Source organism: Novosphingobium sp. FG90, from assembly GCF_057808725.1.
Genome location: NZ_JBMDIO010000025.1, coordinates 19,021 through 42,109, shown reverse-complemented (window position 1 = coordinate 42,109; position 23,089 = coordinate 19,021). Strand labels below are relative to the sequence as shown.

Below are 23,089 nucleotides of genomic sequence, written 5' to 3'. Positions count from 1 at the left end.
TTGCGTCGAACATGTCCCGGTATTGTGCAATCGAAGCCTTTCACCTTGAAAGGCATTGCAATTGCGGCGATGCCTGAGCACCTTGTCAATCCGGCAACAGCCGAACTTCACGCAACACCGATGGAGAGAGGGCGCGATCGATGCCTGAGACTGAAACCACATCCGATATTGCCGCTTTGACTGTACAACTCCTGAGCGCATACCTCTCAAACAACACCGTTGCTGCGGACGATCTTGCTGGCCTGATCCGAACTACCCGCAAGGCGCTCGTCGACGACGCCGCACCGGCGCAAGTAGAGCCCGAAGCACCCACTTACACACCAGCGGTTTCGGTGCGCAAAAGTCTGTCCTCGCCCGACCACATTCTTAGTCTCATCGATGGCAAGCCGTACAAGACGCTCAAGCGCCATCTGGCCAGTAACGGGCTGACCCCGGAACAGTATCGCACGCGCTACAACCTGCCTGCGACATACCCGATGGTCGCGCCCACTTTCGCAGCGCGTCGTCGCGAAATTGCCGAACAGATTGGTCTTGGCAACAAGGGCAAGTCACCTTCCGGCGCTGCCATCGCAGGCATATCGACCGAGGCCGGAACGGAGGTCGCCGCTCCCGAGGTGCATGCTGCCGTCCCCGTGAAGGCAAAGCCGGCAACGAAGCGCAAGCCGCGCAAGGCGGCAGAGAACAGCGATGTACCGGAAACCGTCCGTTCTGTCGCCACGTCCCCCGATGTGGCGGCGGCGGAGCCCGTAGCGCCGCGCCGGAAGAAGGCAGTGGTCAAGTCGAAGGACGTTAAGCCGAGGGCGACCAAGGACGCGATTGCCAAGCCGACACCGGAAAGGAAGGCGGTGTCCGGTTCCGTGGCGGAGACGGCGAAGCCGGTGGCCAAACGCCGTGGCAAGCTCGGGCTGTTCAAGGGCGGTGAGGCCGCTGAAACGGTTTCTGAAGCGCCCGCCGACGTGGCACCTGCCAAGACCGACGGCAAGGCGCGGCGGGCAAGGCGGGTGGCGCGTGCTCCGAAGGACGTACCGCCTTTGGCCGATGCGCGCACTTCCAAGTAAGCTTGATATCGGGGATCGCGCGAATGGCGGGGGCGCCTATTTACGGCCCTGCCCATTCGGAGCACGTCTTTGCCAAGAGCGTGATCCCCATCGGCACCGCCCGTCGCCGATGTCAATGCCAAGGCCGTGCAGTCGGGCTACGGTGCCGATGACCAGCTTTGCTGCAAGCCGCCGCGCAGCATCCGGGCCACGCTCTCGGTCAAGTTCCGATCCGGCACCGGTAACAGGCGCCCCGGTCCAGGGATCGTCGCGGCAGGCATTTCCTGCACTCGCAAGGTGACAGCATGGTTGCCGTCACTAATCTTGCCTCGGAATGATCTGCATGTCGTAAACCACGACCTTCTGCCAGAGATGTTCGCATTGCTTGACGAATGCCTGATGCACCGGGTGATCCTGGTAGATCTTCTGGTCGGTCGCGCTATCGAAATACATCAGTTCCGACACGTCGTAACTTGCGTCGACGACGGAACGCTCCTCGGTAGGCGCCGGGACGCCGATCTGCAGGTCGCGAATGACAGGGATGGCGTGCAAGGTGCGCAGACCTTCGACAAGCAGGTCACGATCGGCTTGGGAACGCGGGTGCTTGAGCCAGAAGAAGACGTGATGCACCAGAGTCGCCGCCGAACCTGTCGGTGTGGCTGCCCTGGCGGGGGAAAGGGCGATCCCGGCGCCGCCCAATGCCATCATCGCTGCCATTTCTCTTCTGCTCGCTTCCATGGTCTTTTCCTTCGATAGGGCGCAGGATAGCGCAGGTTATGCATCAGGCGGCCTTCTGCGCGACGACGCGGATCGTCACGCCGATGTCCCTTCGTATCGCCACCAGCCTGTGCCGGACCTAGACTCTGCCCGCCCTCATTTCCTTGACGGCGTGATCGACTGCCCGTGCGGTCAGCGCCATGAAGGTCAACGACGGATTGACGCAGGATATCGACGCCATCTGCGATCCGTCTGTAACGAACAGGTTCGCCGCATCATGGGCCTGGCTCCACTTGTTCAGCACCGAGGAGCGTGGATCGGCCCCCATGCGTGCCCCGCCCATTTCGTGAATGGCATCGCCCGGCACATGTTCCTTCACCGAACTGGTCACGTTGGTCAGGCCTGCCGCGCGCAGCATGTGTTCGCCCTGTTCGCGCGCGTCGGCCATCATGCGCATCTCGTTGTCGCGGAAGGTGACGTTGAACTGCACCAGCGGCATGCCGAACTTGTCACGTTTGTCGGGATTGAGCGCGATATGGTTATCCTCGTAGGGCAGGCATTCCCCAAATGCGCCCATGCCGAATTTCCATCCGCTGTATCGGCGCATGCCTTCCTTCATCGATGCGCCGAACCCGACGGGCTTGGAAGGTTCGCGGTAGGCGCTGCCCTGATAGCCGTAGCCGCGCCTGAAGCCGACGTCCTCGCCATCGGCATTGTTGCGAAAACGGGGCACGTAGACGCCGCCCGGCCGCCTGCCATATTCGATGAACTCCTCCATGCCCGGGATGTCGCCTTTGACGTTGACGCGGAAGATATGGTCCATGACGTAGCGGCCCAGCGTACCGCTGCTGTCAAAACGGCTCCTCTCGCCTCCTTCGGGGCGTGAATTCATAAGGATCTGGGTGGAAGCCATTGTGGAAGCGCACAGGAATACCAGTCTCGCGGTCACCGTTTCCGCCTGGCCGGTCTTCGTGTCCACGAAGCGCACGCCGGTCACGCGCCTCGTGGCCGGATCATAGTCGAGGTTGGTAACTACGGCGCTCGGGCGCAGTGTCAGGCGCCCCGTGGCTCGTGCAGCGGGAAGGGTCACGGCCTGGGTCGAGAAATAGGCGCCGAAGGAACAGCCGTTCGAACACTGGTTGCGCAGCTGGCATTTGGTGCGGTTCTGCTCGGGCTTGTCTTCCGTCATGTTGGAGAGGCGGGCGTTGATCAGCTTGCGGCCGGGGAACTGGGATTCGAGGCGCTGCTTCATCCATTTTTCCGCGATGTTCATGGGCATCGGCGGCTGGAACTCGCTATCGGGCAGATAAGGCAGCTTCTCGCGCGAGCCCGATACGCCGATGTACTTCTCGACATAACTGTACCACGGAGACAGGTCTTCGTAGCGGATAGGCCAGTCGCCGCCGATGCCTTCGCGCTTGTTCGCTTCGAAATCGGCCGGGCTCCAGCGGAAGCTCCATCGTCCCCATATCAGCGACTTTCCGCCCACCGCGCCGGGCCGGATCCAGTAGAACTTGCTGCCCGAGGCGTAGTCGTAAGGGTTCAGCCGGTCGTTGTTGTAGAACGCCTGGTTGCTGGGGGACACATAGCCGTGCCGGGCGATGAAATAGTCGCTCTGCATAAGCTGGTCGGGCATGATGTTGCGGGCAGGTACTTCATATGCGGGCTTGCCGTCATACGTGTAATCCTCGCCATGCTCGACCATGTGGCCACGGTCGAGCATGAGGACGCGGAGCCCTTTCTCAGTCAGTTCCTTGGCCGCCCAGCCTCCGCTGATTCCGGAACCGATGACGATCGCATCGAACCTGTCCGTCGAAGCCATGATGATCCTCTCCTGGAGCTTTTATGTCAGAGACAGAAGGTGAAGGGTCAGAAGCGCAGGGAGCGCAGCGTCTCGAAGCTCTTCGTAATGTCGGGAATGTAGGGGGGCGGGGCCTCGTCATTCTCGACATAGAAATGCTGCACGCCGGCGACGCCGTTGAGCTTGAAGATACCGGCAAAATCGATCGTGCCGCTGCCGACCGAGGTCATGCTGCGGTCGGCGCGCATGTCCTTGACGTGATAGGAGTAGATGCGGCCCGCCAGGCTGCGGATCAGCGCCTTCGGATCCTGTCCGGCATGGACGGCCCAGTACAGGTCCAGTTCGATCTTCACCAGCCGTGGGTCGCAAGCCCTTGTCAGCCGGTCGAACAGGCTGATCCCGTCGGGCCTGATCGTGAACTCGAAGTCGTGATTATGGTAGGCAAAGTCGAGGCCAGCGGCTTTGAGTTGCTGGCCGAAGCGGTTGATGTTGACCAGTGCGGCGTCCCAGGCCTTTGCATTGCGATACTTGTCGACCATGTAGGGAAGGACCACGGTTGTCGCGCCCAGCGTCTTGGCCATCGTCACGCTGGTGTCGAACTTCTCGAGCAGTGCGTCGTAACCGATGTGAAGCGAAGGGCATTTGAGGTTCAACCGGTCCATGGCGGCGCGCAGCAGCCCATGATCCATGGCGTCATAGCCCCCGCCACCGAATTCGACCTCACGGTAACCGACCCGGGCGACTTGCTCCAGAGTGGCGACCGGATCGGCTGCGAACAGGTTGCGCACCGTATAGAGTTGCAGGCCGATGGTGGGAATTCTGCCTGCCCGGGCGGCATTGGCCTGAAAGGGTACGGCAGCGAGCGCGGCCATGCCACCTGCGCCCAGCATCATGGAACGACGGTCGAGGATCATGCGGAATAGACCTTGTTGACTTGGGAATAGGGGAAGGCGCCGTTGTATTCGCCCGGGACCGGCAGGTATTCGCGTTCCTGGGTGATCCCTATCTCGGACGTGTAATAGCCGGTGATCACCATCTGTCGGAACGCCTCGAAGAACTCCTCGCCCTTGGGTATCTCATCGTTCATCGCCAGGGTGAGGAGGGCGTCATGCTGTTCCGGTGATGCCTGTACTGCCGACACCTTGTAATCCTGCCAGCAGCGCGCATCGATCTCCGCCAGGCCCATGAGGATCGGATCTCTGTCTTCCGCCACGGACCAGTCCGCCAGCAGTTTCTCGATGTACGCGGGAACGCCGGCCTCGATCGCGCCGGGCGTATCTGTCGCGGGCAGTATCCGCTCGCACAGCGCGGTCATCAGCGCGCGCTGGTCGGGCGTGAACAACTGCAGGCCGGGCGCGCCCTGATCAATGACGGCGCCGGGCGGGATCATGCCGGCCGCGCGCGCCAGTGGGGCGAACAACCCGGCGCCGAACATGGCAACCATGCCCGCCAGAGCATATCTGCGATCCATCATTGTTCTGCTCCCTTCAGATCCTGCGAGATGGCATCCTCCGGCAGCGGCCGGACCCAGATGTTGCGGAACGACACAGGGCTATCGTGATCCTGCAACTGGATCGGCGCCTTGTCCGCGTGGGCTTGGTACCGGGCGACCTTGCGCCAGGCGGTCGTTCCCAGCATTGCCTGATGGTTCTGCACCAGCACGCCGTTGAGGATCGCGGTGACGTAGGCGGGGCGCAGCAGGCGTCCATCGGCGGCGAAGCGCGGCCGCTCGAAGATGATGTCGTAGCTCTGCCAATCGCCCGGCGGACGGGACGGGTTCACCAGCGGCGGCTTCCAGGCATAGACCGAACCCACCGTGCCATCGGCATAAGTGGCGTTGCGATAGCCGTCGAGGATTTGCACCTCGTAGCGCTGCATGAACCAGATCCCGCTGTTGCCGCGATCTTGCGAGCTTTTGGTCGGCGGATTGGGGGACCGGAACTCCAGATGCAACTGGACGTCACCGAACTCCTGCCTGGAGATGAGGTTGTTTTCGCCGCCGCTCGATGCCCGTGACGGGACCGTCATCACGCCCTTGTCCAGCGTCCACGGCCCCCGTTCACCGTGCCAGGCGTTCATCGATGTCCCGTCGAACAGGACGATCGCGTCCGAAGGTACGCCGCCGGCCTTCGCAGCGGGAGTGACCACGGCCGGTGCGGGACGGTCGGGGTCATGCACATGCCACTTGCCGCCCGGCAGGATCGGCGTGTCCTTGAAACCCGGCCTGTCCGATGTCGGAGGCTGGGACTGCGGACCTTGGGATTGCGCCGGTGCGCCGATCAGGATGGCACCGGCGATCGCGATGCGAATGGCTTTCATGTTTGCGCTCCCGTTCATGTCCTGTCGATCGCGCGATAAGCGGCGACCAGTCGATCTTCGCCTTCTCGCCCGGCCAGCGAATTGCCATGTTCCATGCCGATGACGCCGCCATAATTGCGTGCGCGCAGCCAGCGGACGACGTTGGCGTAGTTGATCTCGCCCGAGCCAGGCTCCTTGCGGCCGGGGTTGTCGCCAAACTGAATATACCCGACTTCGGGCCAGCAGGTGTCGAGCGTGGGGATCAGGTTCCCCGACTGGATCTGCTCGTGATAGAGGTCCGCCAGAATCTTGACGCCCGGGCTGTCCACTCCGCGAGCGACTGCATAGCCTTGTGCGATGGAGCGCATGTAGACGCCGGGATGGTTGGTGCGCGTATTGAGCGGCTCCATCACCAGCACCAGTCCATGCGGCGCGACGATGTCGCCGGCCCGACGCATGCAGTCGATGATGCGCCCCGTCTGTATCTCCTCGGGAACCTTGCGATCCATGAAGCCGGGGACGACGGTCATGTGCTTCGCGTTGAGCCGCTTGGCGACTTCGACCGAAGCGCGGATGTCGGCGAGAAACGCTTCCCGGTCGGCAGCGTCGTCGCCGCCCAGGATGGGGCGCGAATCCGCCCATTTCGGCATGCTGGCCACGAATACACCCATGATCATGCCGTGCCGTGCAAGCGTGCGCGCCATCGCCTCCTGCTGCTCGGGCGGTCGTTGGCGCGCCTCGTTGTCTTCCCAGGCGCGAAAGCCCTGGCCGGCGGCATAGGCGATCTGTTCCAGCAGCCCGCCGCGGCTGGCAAAGCTGCCTTCATGCGGCGCATAGCCGAGAGAAAAGCGCGCGGCGTTCGAGCTTCCCTTGCCGGCGGCGAAGGCCAGATCAGGTGCCGCGGCTGCGGTAAGGCCCGTCGCCATCATGGTTCGGCGGGACACCTTCACGCCGCAGCCTCCTTGCGGTGAACGCTTCGTCGATCGGCCAGCCAGATCGCGCCGAACACGACCAGAAGGCACAGGGGCACGAAAGCAAGACGGGCGAACGATTGCGATGCGGCGGCGTCCTCCACTGCGCGCAGGGCATCGCCGCCGAGGCGGGTGAATGCCTCAGGCCCCCCGGCGAGTTCCACCTTGGCCAGGTCGAACATCTCGCCCAGGCGCGGCAGCACGAAGAAGCTGGCAAGCGCGCCAGCCGAACCGACCAGCCCAAGCGCCCAGGCATCGCCGCGCGGATAGCGTTCCGCAACGGAGGCCAGCATGGTCGGCCACATGGCGCACACGCCAAGCCCCCAGACGGTCGAGGCGAGGATGGCGGATGCGGGAGATTGTGCCCGCGACAGCATGAACAGGCCAATCGCGGCGAGCAGGCTGGAAACCCACAGCAGGCCGGGATTGGACAGGCGGCCCGCGATACGCCCTGCAAAATGGCGGAAGACGAACATCAGCGCGCTGACATAGACAAGCAGCAATATGCCGCGCATTCCGACCCGGTTGCTGAGCGCGACGTCGAGCCATTGTCCGGGCGCCAGTTCGGACGAGGCGGTCAGGAACATGGCGCCGAACCAGATGAAGAAGCTGGGCCGGCGGAACACTTCGAGCATCATGTCCTTCATGCCCCGATCGCCAACGGGCTGGGGTGGGGCTGGAAAGCGGGTGGTCGCTGCGATCAGGATGACGCCGATGGCGGGCAGATAGACCAGCGCCATGATCGCCTGCCACGGCAGCAGCGGCGCGAGGAACACGCCGGCCAGTCCGCCGACGATGAGACCTCCGGGATACCAGGCATGCAGGACGTTCAGCCGGTGCGTCGTGTCCTCCGGATAGAGACGGGCGGTCAGCGGGTTGATCGAGGCCTCGGCAAAGCCCCAGCCGATGCCGCTCGACAGCATGCCCAGCCAGACAAGATGATAGACGGTCATGCCACCAGCCATTGCTCCAGCGCCAATGACAAGCGTCGTTCCGATCAGAAAGGCGATGCCGCAGCCAATCAGTACCTGACGTATTCCAAGCCTGTCGAGCAGGGCGCTCACAACGAAAACCGTTATCGAAAATCCCAGGAAGGCTGATCCCAGCGCCGCGCCGATCAGTTCCCCGGCCGTGATGGGGGTCACCGGATCGATCCACTCTGCTTTCAGGCTGCTTGCCACGGCTGCGCGCAGCGATGCGCTCATCGAGGCGGTGAACAGCGCCAGGACGCCCAGCCAGAATAGTTTGCGCCGGTTGATGTCCGTCATGTCGGCTTCTCTCCCTTGGCTCCGCCGATCCTTGCCGATCGGAGCATGTCCCCTTTTGTTGTCGGCTAGGACGTTGGCTGTCGGCGAGCGTGAATCCGTCGCAGATCAGGCCGGAATGACGAAGTATGCAGCGCGCAGGGGCCTTGGGTCAGTGTTCTCATGTCGCAGCGTATCCCCCTTTCACCACAATCACTTCGCGCTCTTGAGATAGGCAATGATAGCCGCCCGCTTGGCGGGATCGGGCGTGGCGATCGGCATGCGGCTGCCGGGAATCTTCCGGGTCGGCGCGGCCAGATATTCGTCCAGTGCCTGCTCGTCCCACGTCAGCTTCGATGCCTTGACTGCGGGAGAGTAATTGAAGCCGGGCAAGGTGCCTGCAGTGCGGCCGAACACACCCTTGAGGTTCGGGCCGACACCACTCTTGCCGCCGGATTGTACGCTGTGGCAGGCCCGGCATGTCGCGAAGACTGATGGAATTGCGGCATCGGTCTGCGCCAAGGCAGGCCATGCCGGAATCAATGCTAGCGCTATCACAAAGATGCCGGATCTTCTCTGCACCCTCGATTCTCCATCCGCCCATTAATATTATTTACCGGTAAAATTGCCCAGAACAGTCGCCGGATCAAGAGGCGGAATGGCCATTTTGTCCAATTTTTGAGGAGGGCAGAATGGCGAGGCTGGGCTTGAGTGCATCTTCGGTCGTCCTTTTTCGGCCGAGTCACGCAATTCGGACCCCGAAGCCTGTTCGCGATCAAGATCTTCCCGAGGGCATTGTCGAAGTCTCGAATACGCTTTAATACTCCTACAAATAATTTTGAGTCAGGAGAGTTGCGAGTGGATTTTTCACGTCGAGCCGCACTTTTTGCCGCGGCTGCGGTATCACTTGCGGCAGCTCCGCGGGTGTCTGCCGCCTCCTCGAAGACGAGTGCAGGATCGCTGGCAATGCGGCCGCCGATGGGCTGGAACAGTTGGAACAGTTTCGCGGGGACCATCAACGAGGCGCAGGCTCTCGAAACTGCGGCCATCATGCAGAAAACGCTGCTACCTTTCGGATACGACGTCTTCACGGTGGATATCCAGTGGTATGAGCCGGAAGCGAGCAGCTATACCTACAACCCCAATCCGGTCCCCGCTCTCGATGCTTACGGGCGGCTCGTTCCGGCGCCCAATCGCTTTCCTTCGGCAACTGGCGGCAAGGGATTTGCGCCGCTCGCGGAGCGGGTTCATGCAATGGGGCTCAAGTTCGGCATTCACGTCATGCGCGGAATTGCGCGCCATGCCGTGAAACGGAACCTGCCGATCGAAGGAACGAACCTGCGGGCGCAGGATATCGCGGATACGTCCAGCATCTGTTCCTGGAATCCCGACATGTATGGCGTCGATATGACCAGGCCGGGCGCTCAGGAGTATTATGACGGTCTGTTTCGTCTTTACGCTTCCTGGGGTGTGGATTTCGTGAAGATGGACGACATGAGCCGCCCTTACGACGCTCACGCGCCCGAGATCGAAGCTGTCGCGGGTGCAATCGCACGCTGCGGTCGTCCGATCGTGCTTAGCCTCTCGCCCGGCGAGACGCCGGTGTTGCGCGGGGACCATGTGCGTCGCCACGCGCAGATGTGGCGCATATCGGATGATTTCTGGGATGAATGGTCTCAGCTGGAAGCGCAGTTCACGCGGCTTGAGAACTGGACGCCATTCCGGGGGGCAGGGTCCTGGCCGGATCCCGACATGCTTCCTCTTGGCCGTCTGGCGCTTGGCGACAGGGACACCCGTTTCACGCCTGACGAGCAGCGCACGCTGATGACCCTGTGGTCGATCACCCGTGCGCCGCTCATCATGGGAGGCGATTTGCGCCATCTCGATGCGCCGACGCTTGCATTGCTGACCAACCCGGAAGTTCTGGCGGTCAACCAGGCCAGCCGTGACAATCGCCCGCACTTTCTGGAAGACGGCCTGCGTGTTTGGTCGGCCGCAAGCGAGGACGGCAAGGCCCGCTATCTGGCCATGTTCAATCTCGGCAAGGAGGCGCGCGAGGCTTCGGTTCCGCTAGCGGCGCTGGGCATCAAGGGGTCGGTCAGCGTTCGGGACTTGTGGGCGCGTAGCGATCTCGGCAATCAAGACGGCAGGTTGACGGCGCGGCTGTCATCTCATGGTAGCGCCATCTTCCGTCTGGAATGATCACTCGGCGCGAAGGTGGGATATCGATGGAATCGCTTTCGTTTGCCTGATGAGAAGGTTGCGTTAGCGATCCCTTGCGACAACGCATGATGGTCCCGTCGTTATTGCCGTGCCGGTTGCGATGGTTCACAAGGCCGGAATGTCCGAGAAGATAAAGAACGAGGGTTCCGCAAAGGCATCGCGCCGTCATCGCGACGTGCCGACGATCAGCGACGTCGCTGAGCATGCAGGCGTATCGCAGATGACGGTGTCGCGCGTCATCAACAACCGGACCACCGTTCGCCCGTCCACCCGGGAAAAGGTGGAGCATTCAATCAGGGCGCTGAACTATGCGCCGAGCGTTGCGGCCCGGACACTGGCCGGCGGTGAGGAAATGCGGATCGGGCTGCTCTACAGCAATCCTTCTTCGTCGTATCTCAGCGAGTTCCTCGTGGGGGGGTTGGACCAGGCCAGCCGGTACAATGTCCATCTGCTTGTCGAGCAGTTTGAGGATGGCCGGTCGGTGGACGAGCTCGTCCGGCACCTGCAGCGAGGGCGACTGAACGGCATCATTCTGCCTCCGCCGCTATGCGATTCACCCGAGATGCTGGAGGCGCTTCAGGTCGCGGGAATTCCGTCCGTTTCTGTCGCAACCGGCTACTCGCCCAAGGGTGGTGCGATCGTCAGCATCGATGACTTCCATGCCGGAAGCGAGATGACGCGGCATCTCATCGCGCTGGGGCATGTCCGGATCGGTTTCATCAAGGGCAACCCCAACCAGCAGGCCAGCGAGCGTCGCTACGAAGGCTATCTGGCGGCTTTGGCGGAAGCCGGGCTGGAACTCGAACCGGCGCTGGTCGCGCAGGGCTTCTTCACATATCGCTCGGGACTGGATGCAGCCGAACAGATTCTCGATCTCAAGGACCCGCCGACGGCGATTTTCGCCAGTAACGACGACATGGCAGCCGCGACGGTTGCCGTCGCCCATCGCCGTGGTCTCGATGTTCCGGGCGATCTTACGGTTTGCGGATTCGACGATACCTTGCTTGCGACGACCATATGGCCTGAACTCACGACGATCCGCCAGCCGATCAGCGACATGTCCCGTAAGGCCGTGGACATGATCGTCCGGCACCTTCGCAACGAGGGTGGCAAGGAAGCAGACCTGTCCGGACATACGACACATGTCGTACTGGATTATGCGCTAATCCGGCGTCAGTCCGATGCCGCGCCTCGTAGAAGGCCGCGTAACCGTAGTCGAGGTTGAGCGCTCGCGTGCACCTGGATTTCATTTAGTCCGAGAAAAAACCGTCGTCATGCGCCGCACCCCCTCGACACACTTTGATGATAGCGATAACAATGCGTTCGTCTGTTCGCGTTGACGGACCGAAGTACGAACTTCGGCGAGGTCGAGGCGCAAGAGAGGATGCGTTTGTGAAGATCAGTGATTTTGACAGGCCGGTGTCTTGGCCGCGATGACTGTCGCACCTGCGGCGCGTCTCCGTGTGCGCCGCTAAAGGCGGAATAGCGCATCGTAAAATGCGCTTCCTGGGAAGTCGCGCACCGTCGTCAAGACGGCGTGTTCGAACTCCGGAGGCGAGAGCAAGTAGAGGGAGTAGAGGGATATGAAGGACAAGGCGATTGCGGGCGTGTTCGCGCGCAAGGCAGCGATGGCGCTGGGACTCTCCTGGATCGCGCTGGGTATGGCGGCGGGTACGGCCATGGCCGAGCCGATGGCGCTGCTGGACCGCAACGGCAGCCGCGTGGCGATCGAACCTTATGCCCCCAACATCGTGCGCGTCACGATCGCACTCGACCCCGAGCTTGCCAGTGCTGCGCCCGGCGAAGGGCCGAACGCTAAGGCGGACACTACCGGCTGGAGCCATCGCGCCGATGCCTCTGGCGACATCTTTACCTCCTCCGCGCTGACGCTGACCGTCGATGCCAAACCCTATCCCCCGGCGCCGACGATGATGGAGCGCTACTTCGCGCCCTCGCTGCCGCCCGTCAGCTTGTCGGTCAAGGCCGCCGACGGCGCCCCGCTGGCCCGCATGACCGGGTGGGAGATGGCGCCCGTTACCGTCAACGGCGAGAAGACGTTCAAGATGGGGGCGACCTTCGATTCCCCTGCAGACGAGCATTATTACGGGCTCGGCCAGAACCAGGAGGGCACGCTGGATCTTCGTGGCCGGCAGATCGACTGCGCGCACAACTACGATGCCCCTGCCGGTGAAACCGTCTGCGTGCCGTTCATGGTCACGAACAAGGGCTACGGCATCGTCTGGGACAACCCGGCGCGTACCACCGTCTGGCCCGGTCTCCACGGCAGCACGCGCTTTCAGTCGCAGGTCGGCGAGCGCGTGTCGTTCTTCATCATCACGGGCAAGACCGCGGACGAGCTTTACGCGGGTTACGCGAAGCTGACCGGCGCCACGCCGTTGCCGCCCAAGGCAGCGTTCGGTCTGATCCAGAGCAAGGCCCGATACGAGACGCAGAAGGAGCTGCTCGACATCGCGCAGGGCTATCGCCAGCGCAAGCTGCCGATCGACGTCATGGTGCTCGACTGGTTCTACTGGTCGCGCATGGGGCAACTCGACATCGACCGGACTTACTTCCCCGACCCCAAGGGTATGAACGACCAGCTCAAGTCGATGGGCATGCGCTCGATCATCAGCGTCTGGCCGCGGTTCGAACGAGAATCGCGCTATTTCGACATGCTCGACTCCAAGGGCTGGCTGCTCAAGGACAAGGAAGGCAAAACGGTCGACGGTCTGCCCGTCCGCTTCGACCGTGCCGGCGCCCTGATCGACAGCACCAACCCGGAGGCGCGGGCGTGGTTCTGGGGCAAGCTGCGCGACAATATCGCGTCCGAGGGCTTCGACTGGTTCTGGCTCGACGAGACCGAGCCCGACTTGGTGCCGGACGGTTATTTCTATTCGGTCGGTTCGGGCGACCGATATCACAACCTCTTTCCGCTGGTGCATACGAGCGGCGTCGCGGAAGGGTCGGAGCGTGATCGTCCGAACTTCCGCAACCTGATCCTCTCTCGCGCGGCCTACCTTGGTTCGCAGCGGACGGGTGGGCTGTTCTGGTCGTCGGACGTGCGTTCGACCTGGGATGCGCTCAGGCGGCAGGTGCCGGCGGGCCTGGGCTTCACGGCGACGGGGCTGGCCTACTGGGGCAGCGATATCGGCGGCTGGCAGTGGCCGAGCGGGCCGAAGGCGCAGCACGCGCCGCTTGTCGATCCGGCGGGCGCGACGGCGATGGGCGCGGACTATACCGATTATCCCGAACTCTTTGTCCGATGGTTCGAATACAGCGTCTTCACGCCGACCTTGCGCATTCACGGCCAGCGGCCCGGCACTGCGCTCTGGGAATACGGCAAGGCGGCAGAGCCCATCCTCGCCGAGAACCTGCGCCTGCGCTACACGCTGATACCGTACCTCTATTCGCTGGGCCGGGGCACGTATGAAACCGGCGCGCCGTTCATGCGTGCCTTGTTCATGGACTTCCCGAACGATCCCAAGGTGACGACAATCGGTGACCAGTACATGCTGGGCAAGGCATTCCTCGTCGCGCCGGTGACCGAGCAGGGACAGACCCGCAAGTCCGTGTACCTGCCCGCTGGCACCGCATGGTACGATTACTGGACCAACCAGCGCTATGAGGGCGGCCAGACCGTCGAGGTGGATGCCCCGATCGAACGGATCCCGGTCTTCGTGAAGGCCGGTTCGATCGTGCCGCTGGGCGCGCAGGTGGAGAGTACCGCCAGCAAGCAGGCGCTGGAAAGCATCCGTGTCTATCCGGGCGCGAATGCGACCTTCACGCTTTACGACGACGACGGCACCACCAATGCCTATCGCGGCAAAGGCGGCAGGAAAGCCGAACTCGTCTGGGACGACGCCACGGGCAAACTCACCAGCCGCCAGCCGCTGCCGACCGGACAGGCGCTGACCGGCCTCGTCAGGATCATGGGCGGGCGGTAAGCCGGTCTTCGCAAGCGTTTCAGGAGAGTAATCGATGACCGGAATCAACCGCCGCCAGCTTGGCATGGGGCTCGGTGCTGCGGCACTCGGCGCGGCGCTCGGCGGACGTGGCGCTGCGGCGCAAGTGCAGGGTGTCGCCGCCGCTGCTGCAGGACCGGGCGCGGACGGGCTTTCGTTCCCCCAGGGTTTCCTCTGGGGATGCGCTACCGCCGCCTACCAGATCGAGGGCGGCGTCAAGGAAGACGGTCGCGGCGAAACCAACTGGGACGTGTTTTCGCACACGCCCGGCAAGACCACGGATGGCGGCACCGGGGACGTCGCGTGCGACAGCTATCACCGTTACGCCGAGGACATCGCGTTGCTGAAGGCGCTGGGCGTCAAGGCGTATCGCTTTTCGGTCGCGTGGTCGCGCATCTTCCCCAGCGGCCGGGGCAAGCCGAACCAGAAGGGGCTCGACTACTACAATCGCCTCATAGACGGACTGCTCGCTGCGGGGATCGAGCCGCACATGACGCTGTTCCACTGGGACTTGCCGACCGGTCTCAAGGGGGGCTGGCAATCGCGTGACACCGCCTACGCCTTCGCCGATTACGCCGGGTACATGGCGGGTAAGGTGTCCGACCGCGTGAAGCACATCATGACGGTGAACGAGCTGCGCTGCTTCACCGACCTGTCCTACATGACCGGCGGCAAGGCGCCTGGTCTGAAACTGCCGATGGCCGACGTGAACCAGGTCCGTCACCACGGAGTCCTGGCCCACGGCCTTGGCGTGCAGGCGATCCGTGCGGCGGCGAAGCCGGGAACCGAGGTTGGCCTTGCCGACAATGCGACGATCTTCGTACCGGTCATCGAAACCGAAGAGCACATCGAGGCAACCAGAAAGGCGATGCGCGAGGAGAACGCGATGTTCCTCACCGCGATTCTCGAAGGCCGCTATCTCGACAGTTACCTTGCCGCACAGGGCGCCGACGCGCCAAAGGTGAAGGACGGTGACATGAAGGCGATCGGCAGCGCGCTCGATTTCGTCTCGCTCAATATCTACACGCCTAACTTCGTGCGCGCGGCCGATACGCAGAGCGGCTACGAGGTGCTGCCGCACCTCGCGAATTCGCCGCGGATGGCGTCGCCCTGGCTCTACGTCGGGCCGGAGGCGCTGTACTGGGGCGTGCGGACCGTCAACGATCTGTGGAAGCCCAAGAAGATCTACATCTCGGAGAACGGCTGTTCCGCCGACGATCCGGTGGCTCAGGACGGCAAGGTCTACGATGCCGATCGGGTGATGTACTTGCGCAATTACCTCACTCACCTCCAGCGCGCTGCGCGCGAGGGATTGCCGGTCAAGGGCTACTTCCTCTGGAGCCTGATGGACAATTTCGAGTGGGAGGACGGTTACACCAAGCTGTTCGGCATCCACCATGTCGACTTCAAGACCCAGAAGCGCACGCCCAAGCTCAGCGCTGACTGGTATCGGGAACTGGTGCGGACCAACCGGCTGGTCTGATGCCCGGCAGCCCCGGAGAATGTCCGGGGCGAAGCGGCTGCGGCACGGCGCCGGGAAATGGCAGTTCTGCCAGAATTGAATGCGATGGAGGAGTGGATGGTGAGGATCGGACTACTTGCTGCAGCTGCCGTCGTTGCGACGGCGCAGCAGGCCGTCGCGGCGGAGGGCCAATCACCGCGCGAAATCCGCATCGATGTTGCGGCGCCGACCGGGCCGGTGGACAGGTTCTTCGACCTCTCGGTCGGTTCCGACTTTCCGGGTACGCTGATCCGCGAAGACAGCCAGGCGCAGCTCAAGATCGCTGCGGATGAGCTGGGATTCCGCTACATCCGGTTCCACGACATTTTCCATGACGCGCTGGGCACCGTGCGCAAGGTGGACGGCAAGGTCGTCTACGACTGGACGAAGATCGACCAGCTTTACGATGCCCTCAAGGCAAAGCGCATCCGGCCATTCGTCGAACTTGGCTGGACGCCGGCGGTGATGCGCACCTCGCCGCAACAGCTGTTCTATTGGAAGGGCAATACCTCGCACCCCGATGCGGCGATGTGGCGCGATCTCGTCACCGCTTTCGTCACGCATGTGCGCGAGCGCTACGGTGCTGAGGAAGTGCGGCAGTGGTATTTCGAATTGTGGAACGAGCCGAACCTGGACGGATTTTGGGAAAAGGCGGACCAGGCCGCATACTTCGCCCTCTATTCCGACACCGTGCGGACCATCAAGGCGATCGACCCCGCGCTGCGCGTCGGCGGCCCGGCGACGGCGGGCGCCGCGTGGGTGCCTGAATTCCTCGGGTATGCTGCGGACAACAAGCTGCCGGTCGATTTCGTGGCGACGCATACTTATGGTGTCGATGGCGGCTTCCTGGACGAGGAAGGCAAGCAGGACACCAAGCTTTCACCCTCGCCCGACGCCGTGGTTGGTGATGTTCGCAAGGTGCGCGGGGAAATCGAGGCATCGGCCTTCCCCGGAATCCCGCTGTTCTTCACCGAGTGGAGCACCAGCTATACCCCGCGCGACTTCGTCCACGACAGCTATGTGAGCGCGCCCTACATCCTCAGCAAGCTCAAGGCGACGCAGGGGCTGGTGCAGGGCATGAGCTACTGGGCCTATACCGACCTGTTCGAGGAACCCGGCCCGCCGCCCACTCCCTTCCACGGCGGTTTCGGATTGATGAACCGCGAAGGCATCCGCAAGCCCGCGTGGTTTGCCTACAAGTATCTGAATGCGATCAGGGGGCAGGCGCTCGCCACCGGAGACGCGCAGGCCATGGCGGCCGCGGACGGCAAGCGGGTGACGGCGCTCGTATGGGACTTCCAGCAACCGGTGCAGGCCGTCAGTAACAAGCCGTTCTACACGCGGCAGGTTCCCGCGACGCCGGCCAGGAAGGCGACATTCCGTTTCTCGCATCTGGCCAAGGGCACGTATCGGCTGCAGGTCCACAAGACCGGCTATCGGCTGAACGATCCGCTCTCGTCCTATATCGACATGGGGATGCCGGCCTCGCTCAGCCCCGTGCAACTGGAGCAACTCCAGCGCGAAACCGCCGACAGGCCCGAGCAGGACAAGCCCATCCGCGTCAGCAAGGATGGCACCGCCACCGTCGAAGTCGCGATGCGCAGCAACGACGTGGCACTCGTCACGCTGGAGCCGACAGGCAAGTGAGGACACCGCGATGAGCATCACCCGCCGCACCATGTTCCAGGGAGCGCTTGCCGGCGCAGCAGCGCCCGCGCTCGCCCCTGTGCTTGCCCCCACGATCGCCCATGCACTGACGACAGGGAAGGGTGCATCCGCGCCGCAGTGGGGTGCCGGGGCGGAGGGGCAGCGCAAGGCGGACCTCGGCAACGGGTTCTACCGCAACCCCATCGTCTCCGGCGACCACCCCGACCCTACGATCCTAAAGGACGGCGACGTCTATTACATGACGTTCTCGTCCTTCGATTCCTATCCGGGACTGGTCATCTGGCGCTCGACCGATCTGGTCAACTGGGCACCCGTCGGCCCGGCGCTGCACAGGAACCTGGGCACGATCTGGGCGGTGGACCTCGTCAGGCACGACGGTCGCTACTTCATCTACATCCCCGCCGATCCCAAAGGCGAGGGCTGGTCGATCTTCGTGATCTGGGCCGATGACATCGCCGGGCCGTGGAGCGAGCCGGTCGACCTGAAGATCAGCGGGTGCATCGACCCCGGTCATATCGTCGGCGAGGACGGCAGGAGATACCTCTTCACCAACGGCATTCGCAAAATCCGACTGACGGACGATGGTCTGGCCACCGATGGACCGCTGGAGAAGGCCTACGATCCGTGGCGCTACCCGGACGACTGGGTGGTCGAAAACTTCGCGCCCGAAGGACCCAAGCTGCTGCGCAAGGGCGATTGGTTCTACCTCGTCACCGCTATCGGCGGCACGGCGGGGCCGGTGACCGGGCACATGGTCATCGCCGCGCGTGCGAAGTCGATCCACGGCCCGTGGGAGCATTGCCCGCACAACCCCCTGGTGCGCACGGTAAGCACGGACGAACCATGGTGGTCGCGCGGCCATGCCACGCTGGTGGAAGGACCGGCTGGCGACTGGTGGATGGTCTATCACGGCTATGAGAACGGCATGAGGACGCTTGGTCGCCAGACCCTGCTGGAGCCGGTAGAATGGACTGCGGACGGCTGGTTCCGTGCAAGGGGCGGCGATCTCTCGATGCCGTTGCCCAAGCCTCGGGGAGGGAGGCCGAGCGCATCGGCCCCCGGACTGTCGGACGACTTCGCGAAGGACCGCATGGGGGTACAGTGGAGCTTCCACGCGCCCCGGCGCGGCGAAGCGGAACGCGCGCGCTACGAAGCGGGCGGACTGGTCATCGCCGCGAGCGGGACCTCGCCGGTCGATTCCTCGCCGCTGACATGCCTGGTCGGCGATCGCAGCTACGAGGCTGAAATCTCTATCGACCTTGCGGGTGATGCCGAGGCGGGCGTGCTGCTGTTCTACAACCACAAGGCTTTCGTCGGGCTCGGTTTCACGCCGGACAAGCTCAAGGTCTACGAATATTCCGAAGACCTGCCCTGGGCGGCGGTACCGCACCAGGCGCGCAGCGTGCGCCTTCGCGTGACGAACGAGGAGAACGTGGTCACGCACCATTACTCCTACGACGAGGGTCGCACGTGGCAGCGCCACGGCACGCGCATGGAGGTATCCGGCATTCATCACAACGTCTTCGGCGGCTTTCTCAGCCTGCGCCTGGGCATCTACGTTGCGGGCGCAGGGCAGGCGAAGCTGCGGGATTTCCGGTATCGGGCAATCGGCAACGCCCGGACCGGCTGACCGTCGCAGCGCAAGGCGACGGTCACGGCGCACCGCCCCGATCCCTCCTCCAAAGGGGCGGTGCGCCGATGACGGCATCATGATCTCGATCTGATTGCGGCCGGACCGATGCGGCAAGGTTGCCTGTGCACGACCGGCGATGCCGGATCATGTTTCTTTGAGGGAGGGGGAGAAGGGGCGTCCCTTACTTCCGCTGCCCCAACCCTGTCGACGCCCAATAGATCCCGCCCATCAGGTGTGAGAGGTACTGCGGGTCCCGGTACATCTCCACGTCATGACCGAGCGTGGTCACGAAGACGCGGCCCTTCTCCCAGGTGTGGTACCAGGCGATGGGATGGTCCCGGCCCATCGGTCCGGCGACCTGGCCCGGCCAGATGCGGGTGGGATCGTAACTGCTCTCGTCGACGCCGAGCACGGTGTTGATCCGGATGCCGTATGGGTTGGAGGTTACGTAGAACTCGTCGCTCCATATCCACCGCGCGGGCAGGCTGAAGGTCGCTGGAAAGCCTGGGTCCGCAACCGTCACCACCCCGGTCTGAAGCATGGGATGGGTCACGAAGCTGCGGCCCACCAGCTGCTCGTACCAGGGCCAGTCCTTTTTCGGCATGATGAGCGCACGGTGGACGATCACGGCGTTCCCGCCACCGCGCATATAGGCCTCGAACCCGGCGCGCTGCCCCGCGTTCAGCTCTTCGCCGGACGTGTTGAGGAACATCACGGCGGCATAGGGTTTCAGGTCGCCCTCGAACACTTCGGGCCGATTGGTCCAGGTCATGTCGAAGGCATGCAGTCTGGCGAGATGTTCCAGGCTGTCGCGCGCTACCGGGATGTACTCGTAGTGGTACTTGTTCGGGATCGCGACGACGAGAAGCTTGTACTGCGGATCGGCCCGGGCGTCCGCCGGGAACAGGCTTGCCGGAAGGGCGAAGGCGAACAGCGTCAGCAGGAAACGTATCATGCCAGTCCTCAGTCGATGCGCGCGGCGTAGAGCGCGTGATGGGTCAGGATGAACAGCGTCTTCCCCTCCGAGCCCCCGAACACCAGCTGCAGCGGACGCTCGGGCACGTCGATCCGGCCGATCTCGCTGCCGTCCGCAGCGTAAACGAACACCTGCCCGTTGGCGACATAGACGCGGCCTTGCGCGTCGCTGGCGACACCTTCGCCCCCGCGCTCGGCGAAGACCTTGAGACCGGTCAGCGTGCCGCCCGCCCCGACGATGCCGGTGTAGGTGCGGTTCTCCGAGCCGTTGGTGACGAAGACCCGCTCCCCCGGCTTGCCCTGGATGAAGCCGTAGCTGTCCAGCGAGTCCGAGAAGCGCAGGCCGCGATGGTCGGTCGGCCCCTGCGCGAAGACCCGCCATGCAGGGAGTGCCAGGCTGCCGTCGGGAGAACGGTATTCCTGCGCCTTGGGGGCGGCCATGTCGCGCGAGTACATCTGGGCAAGGGTGGTGAATTCGTAGGTTTTCGGGTCCAGCTGGTCCCTGAATTCGCCGTTGTTCCACCAGTTCACGGGCAGGACCGTGCTGGCCGGACCCTTGGCGGCAGGTGTGGGGGCGATCATCGTGACCTCGGTGTCCGGCGCACCCGGTTTTACGCTGTAGACGGTGCCGTTGCGTCCGAACGAGGACAGCACCAGCAGATTGCCCGAGGCATCGACCGTCAGGTTCACGGGGTCGAGTGCCGCGTCGCGCACGATCTCCAGCCTGCCCGTGTCCGACCAGCTCCAGATGCGCTGGAACTGGCGGTCGATGAAGTAGAGCTTGCCTGCCGCATCCACCGCGCCGCCGCCCGCAGCGTAGAAGCCGTCTGCGAGTTTCTCGACTTTCGAACCCTGGAAGGTGGAGGCAGAGACCGGGGCGGGGCTGGCCGTCACGTCCAGCACCGCGAACTCGCGTTCGCGCACGTCGATGCCGTGAGTGACGTCGCGGATGGCATTTTCGAACGGGAACTTGGTGAGGCGGAGGAACGTCGCGCAGCCGTTCTCGTCGCAAGTACCGACGCCGCTCTCACCGTTTACGTGGACGTTGCGGAAGCGGATATCGTGGGAGTTGTACAGCGTGACCGCCGCCGGCGCGGGCTTTCGCGTGCGGGTAACGCGGTAGCCATGGAAGTTGGCGACAAGTATGTTGCTGGAGTTGCGGATTTCCAGCGCCACGGCATCACCGCTTTCCCCGGCCTCGCCTTCGGTCTGGGGCGCCAGCAATTCCCAGTTGGAGACGCGGTTGAGGCCGATTTCCGTGCGGACGTGATGCTCCACCGAGGCCTGGATCAGGCGGCCCGGGGTCTGGGTGTCGGAGATGAGGATTCCGGGGTTGGCGAACGTGCTGGGGCTCCAGACGTTGGCGAAAGTGCCACCGCCGCCCTGCGTGACCCAGAGGCTCGCGTACTGGCCGTCCCAGCGCCTGGCGGCATCGGGATCGGCGGTGGCATTGTTGTTGTACGGGTCCGCCCGGGTGCCGTCGAAGCGGTTGGTGCCGTGGCCGTTCTGGAACTTGACGTCGTTGACCATCGAGGCCGCGCCCGCCTTCCAGAGCAGGCCGGTGGCGCGCGGGTTCACGCCGCCGGTATCGATGCCGATGCCCGCCACGATGGCCTCGCCTCCGCTCGCGCTTTCGACCAGCGCCTTGGGAGCGCCGACGCCCTGCCATGCGGGAGTGCCGTCGGGCAGCACGATGCGCGAGAGGCTGGGGTGCAGGCCGACAAGCACCGTATCGGGCTTGAGGCGCAGCGTTTCGCTGACGGTGTAGAATCCGGCAGGCAGATAGACGACCCGGTGGCTGTCGATCGCCTTCTGGATCGCGGCGGTGTCGTCGGTCGCGTTGTCCCCCTTCGCGCCGAACCTGCGAACGCTGACCCATTCGGATACCGGCGGCAGCGCACGGATCGCGGGCACGCCGGTCGCGGGCAGGGCGGAGAGCGCCTCGGCCTGCATCTGCGTCCTGTATTCGCCCATCCGGCCGAGGGCGGGCAGGGTCAGACCGTGAGTGAAGGATGATACCCGATAGATATTGCCTTTGGCCGGAACGGTCTTTCCGCTCTCCCGGAAGCGGGCGAAAACGGGCGTGTTCGCTGCCACTGCATTCTGGAAGCCGACCTGCGTGTAGACGCTGCCCGGATTGGAGATGACGACGCCCGCCTTCGAGACATTCTCGAACCGCACGTCCTGGCCCCAGAGCCAGTCGCCATACCCCTTGTCGATCTCGATCCCGACCGGCGTGTCGCGGATCGCGACGTTGAGCAGGGTCAGCCCTGCCTCATGTTCGCGGATGGCGGCGTCGCGCTGACCTTCGAATGTGGCATCCACCAGCGCGAAGGGCCATGCGGGGGAGGTCTTCTCGGCCAGGATGCCGTATCGGCCGCCCTTGAAGTGCAGGTCTTCCGCCTCGTTGGCCACATGATAGAGCCCCGCCAGGCCGGTGCCGAGATCGAAGTCGACGTGGCTGACGAAGCTGTGCTGCGCCGAGTGGAAACGGATCGCGGTAGCGGCGGGATTGCCGTCCATGATACGAAAGTCGATGTTGCCGAGCGCCGAGTAGAACGTGCCCGGATTGGCGTCCGCGACTTCCTTGTTGAACGGCACCGAGCCGGGCGGCGGGAAAGCGACTTTGCGAGCATCCTTGGGGTCGCGTTCCCGCGCCGAACCGGCGAAGACGAGCATGTGGCCGACGCCGCGCTGGAAGCCGGGGGTCCTGGCGCCGAGGACGATGACCGGGCGCTTCTCTCCCACGCCGAATATGCGAACGCCGGGCCAGAGGAACAGAGTGCGGCTTATGCGGTAGGTCCCTTGCGGAAGGAACACGATGCCGCCACCGACGCCCTTGCCAGCAGGCCCCTGGGCGGCCTTGTCGATGGCCTGCTGGATCGCGGCGGTGTCGTCCGCCTGCCCGTCGCCCTTGGCAACGACTGTGACGGCGGTGGGTTCGTCCGGCATGGTCGTGTAGACCGAGGGCGATGCGGCGAGCGGCGCGGCGGCCAGCAGGGCCAGTGCCGTGGTGGAGGCTCCGATCAGTCCGCGTTTCATCTCAGGGCTCTTTCGTA

17 protein-coding genes are annotated in these 23,089 nt (G+C 63.8%); 7 read left to right on the top strand and 10 right to left on the bottom strand.

Annotated features, from left to right (window positions below; all coding sequences use genetic code 11):
• The first annotated feature begins 140 nt into the window (after window positions 1–140).
• A complete protein-coding gene (locus ACODRZ_RS19010; RefSeq protein WP_488971473.1) occupies window positions 141–1,058 on the top strand; it encodes a Ros/MucR family transcriptional regulator in 918 nt (305 codons plus the stop codon).
• A 297-nt stretch (window positions 1,059–1,355) separates the two neighbouring features.
• Here the strand turns inward: ACODRZ_RS19010 and ACODRZ_RS19005 are convergent, their stop codons facing one another.
• The 8 genes from ACODRZ_RS19005 to ACODRZ_RS18970 all read right to left on the bottom strand — a co-directional run bounded on the left by ACODRZ_RS19005 (window position 1,356) and on the right by ACODRZ_RS18970 (window position 8,590).
• The gene (locus ACODRZ_RS19005; protein ID WP_488971472.1) at window positions 1,356–1,775 is read right to left on the bottom strand and encodes a Dabb family protein; all 420 of its coding nucleotides are present in this window, start codon (window positions 1,773–1,775) and stop codon (window positions 1,356–1,358) included.
• Between the two features lie 118 nt (window positions 1,776–1,893).
• Complete coding sequence (locus tag ACODRZ_RS19000; RefSeq protein WP_488971471.1) at window positions 1,894–3,576, bottom strand: GMC oxidoreductase; 1,683 nt, start codon at window positions 3,574–3,576, stop codon at window positions 1,894–1,896.
• 47 nt (window positions 3,577–3,623) lie between these two features.
• Window positions 3,624–4,469, bottom strand: a complete 846-nt coding sequence (locus ACODRZ_RS18995; protein ID WP_488971470.1) for a sugar phosphate isomerase/epimerase family protein — start codon at window positions 4,467–4,469, stop codon at window positions 3,624–3,626.
• Complete coding sequence (locus ACODRZ_RS18990; protein WP_488971469.1) at window positions 4,466–5,029, bottom strand: gluconate 2-dehydrogenase subunit 3 family protein; 564 nt, start codon at window positions 5,027–5,029, stop codon at window positions 4,466–4,468. Before ACODRZ_RS18990 ends, ACODRZ_RS18995 begins: the two co-directional genes overlap by 4 nt.
• Window positions 5,026–5,874 carry a 3-keto-disaccharide hydrolase gene (locus ACODRZ_RS18985; RefSeq protein ID WP_488971468.1) on the bottom strand — a complete coding sequence of 283 codons (849 nt, stop codon included), beginning with the start codon at window positions 5,872–5,874 and terminating at the stop codon, window positions 5,026–5,028. Before ACODRZ_RS18985 ends, ACODRZ_RS18990 begins: the two co-directional genes overlap by 4 nt.
• 14 nt (window positions 5,875–5,888) lie before the next feature.
• Window positions 5,889–6,803: a hydroxypyruvate isomerase family protein gene (locus ACODRZ_RS18980; protein ID WP_488971467.1), complete on the bottom strand. Its 915-nt coding sequence runs from the start codon at window positions 6,801–6,803 to the stop codon at window positions 5,889–5,891.
• Window positions 6,800–8,092 (bottom strand): MFS transporter, encoded by a 1,293-nt coding sequence (locus ACODRZ_RS18975; RefSeq protein WP_488971466.1) that lies wholly within the window; start codon window positions 8,090–8,092, stop codon window positions 6,800–6,802. The genes ACODRZ_RS18980 and ACODRZ_RS18975 overlap by 4 nt, the downstream gene beginning before the upstream one ends.
• Window positions 8,093–8,281: 189 nt before the next feature.
• Window positions 8,282–8,590 carry a c-type cytochrome gene (locus ACODRZ_RS18970; protein WP_488971465.1) on the bottom strand — a complete coding sequence of 103 codons (309 nt, stop codon included), beginning with the start codon at window positions 8,588–8,590 and terminating at the stop codon, window positions 8,282–8,284.
• A 189-nt stretch (window positions 8,591–8,779) separates the two neighbouring features.
• Here ACODRZ_RS18970 and ACODRZ_RS18965 point away from each other — a divergent pair, with 189 nt between their 5' ends.
• From ACODRZ_RS18965 to ACODRZ_RS18940, 6 genes are all read left to right on the top strand, one after another.
• Window positions 8,780–10,270 (top strand): glycoside hydrolase family 27 protein, encoded by a 1,491-nt coding sequence (locus ACODRZ_RS18965; RefSeq protein WP_488971464.1) that lies wholly within the window; start codon window positions 8,780–8,782, stop codon window positions 10,268–10,270.
• Between the two features lie 139 nt (window positions 10,271–10,409).
• On the top strand, window positions 10,410–11,516 hold the full coding sequence (locus ACODRZ_RS18960; protein ID WP_488971463.1) for a LacI family DNA-binding transcriptional regulator: 1,107 nt from the start codon (window positions 10,410–10,412) through the stop codon (window positions 11,514–11,516).
• A 358-nt stretch (window positions 11,517–11,874) separates the two neighbouring features.
• Window positions 11,875–14,235: a glycoside hydrolase family 31 protein gene (locus ACODRZ_RS18955; protein ID WP_488971462.1), complete on the top strand. Its 2,361-nt coding sequence runs from the start codon at window positions 11,875–11,877 to the stop codon at window positions 14,233–14,235.
• Window positions 14,236–14,269: 34 nt separating this feature from the next.
• Window positions 14,270–15,736, top strand: coding sequence for a GH1 family beta-glucosidase (locus tag ACODRZ_RS18950; protein WP_488971461.1), 1,467 nt, complete (start codon window positions 14,270–14,272; stop codon window positions 15,734–15,736).
• Between the two features lie 96 nt (window positions 15,737–15,832).
• Window positions 15,833–17,401 (top strand): GH39 family glycosyl hydrolase, encoded by a 1,569-nt coding sequence (locus tag ACODRZ_RS18945; protein ID WP_488971513.1) that lies wholly within the window; start codon window positions 15,833–15,835, stop codon window positions 17,399–17,401.
• A gap of 10 nt (window positions 17,402–17,411) precedes the next feature.
• Window positions 17,412–19,052, top strand: coding sequence for a family 43 glycosylhydrolase (locus ACODRZ_RS18940; RefSeq protein ID WP_488971460.1), 1,641 nt, complete (start codon window positions 17,412–17,414; stop codon window positions 19,050–19,052).
• Between the two features lie 184 nt (window positions 19,053–19,236).
• Here the strand turns inward: ACODRZ_RS18940 and ACODRZ_RS18935 are convergent, their stop codons facing one another.
• Both ACODRZ_RS18935 and ACODRZ_RS18930 read right to left on the bottom strand, forming a co-directional pair.
• On the bottom strand, window positions 19,237–20,010 hold the full coding sequence (locus ACODRZ_RS18935; protein WP_488971459.1) for a ThuA domain-containing protein: 774 nt from the start codon (window positions 20,008–20,010) through the stop codon (window positions 19,237–19,239).
• Window positions 20,011–20,018: 8 nt separating this feature from the next.
• Window positions 20,019–23,072 carry a glycosyl hydrolase family 28-related protein gene (locus ACODRZ_RS18930; RefSeq protein WP_488971458.1) on the bottom strand — a complete coding sequence of 1,018 codons (3,054 nt, stop codon included), beginning with the start codon at window positions 23,070–23,072 and terminating at the stop codon, window positions 20,019–20,021.
• Between the last annotated feature and the right edge of the window lie 17 nt (window positions 23,073–23,089).

What these genes read in the sequence shown, in the direction of transcription:
- ACODRZ_RS18940 (WP_488971460.1), top strand. Translation starts at nt 17,412, where the DNA reads ATGAGCATCACCCGCCGCACCATGTTCCAGGGAGCGCTTGCCGGCGCA.
- ACODRZ_RS18990 (WP_488971469.1), bottom strand. Translation starts at nt 5,029, where the DNA reads ATGATGGATCGCAGATATGCTCTGGCGGGCATGGTTGCCATGTTCGGC.
- ACODRZ_RS18985 (WP_488971468.1), bottom strand. Translation starts at nt 5,874, where the DNA reads ATGAAAGCCATTCGCATCGCGATCGCCGGTGCCATCCTGATCGGCGCA.
- ACODRZ_RS18950 (WP_488971461.1), top strand. Translation starts at nt 14,270, where the DNA reads ATGACCGGAATCAACCGCCGCCAGCTTGGCATGGGGCTCGGTGCTGCG.
- ACODRZ_RS19005 (WP_488971472.1), bottom strand. Translation starts at nt 1,775, where the DNA reads ATGGAAGCGAGCAGAAGAGAAATGGCAGCGATGATGGCATTGGGCGGC.
- ACODRZ_RS18935 (WP_488971459.1), bottom strand. Translation starts at nt 20,010, where the DNA reads ATGATACGTTTCCTGCTGACGCTGTTCGCCTTCGCCCTTCCGGCAAGC.
- ACODRZ_RS18975 (WP_488971466.1), bottom strand. Translation starts at nt 8,092, where the DNA reads ATGACGGACATCAACCGGCGCAAACTATTCTGGCTGGGCGTCCTGGCG.
- ACODRZ_RS19000 (WP_488971471.1), bottom strand. Translation starts at nt 3,576, where the DNA reads ATGGCTTCGACGGACAGGTTCGATGCGATCGTCATCGGTTCCGGAATC.
- ACODRZ_RS18995 (WP_488971470.1), bottom strand. Translation starts at nt 4,469, where the DNA reads ATGATCCTCGACCGTCGTTCCATGATGCTGGGCGCAGGTGGCATGGCC.
- ACODRZ_RS18955 (WP_488971462.1), top strand. Translation starts at nt 11,875, where the DNA reads ATGAAGGACAAGGCGATTGCGGGCGTGTTCGCGCGCAAGGCAGCGATG.
- ACODRZ_RS18960 (WP_488971463.1), top strand. Translation starts at nt 10,410, where the DNA reads ATGTCCGAGAAGATAAAGAACGAGGGTTCCGCAAAGGCATCGCGCCGT.
- ACODRZ_RS19010 (WP_488971473.1), top strand. Translation starts at nt 141, where the DNA reads ATGCCTGAGACTGAAACCACATCCGATATTGCCGCTTTGACTGTACAA.
- ACODRZ_RS18945 (WP_488971513.1), top strand. Translation starts at nt 15,833, where the DNA reads ATGGTGAGGATCGGACTACTTGCTGCAGCTGCCGTCGTTGCGACGGCG.
- ACODRZ_RS18930 (WP_488971458.1), bottom strand. Translation starts at nt 23,072, where the DNA reads ATGAAACGCGGACTGATCGGAGCCTCCACCACGGCACTGGCCCTGCTG.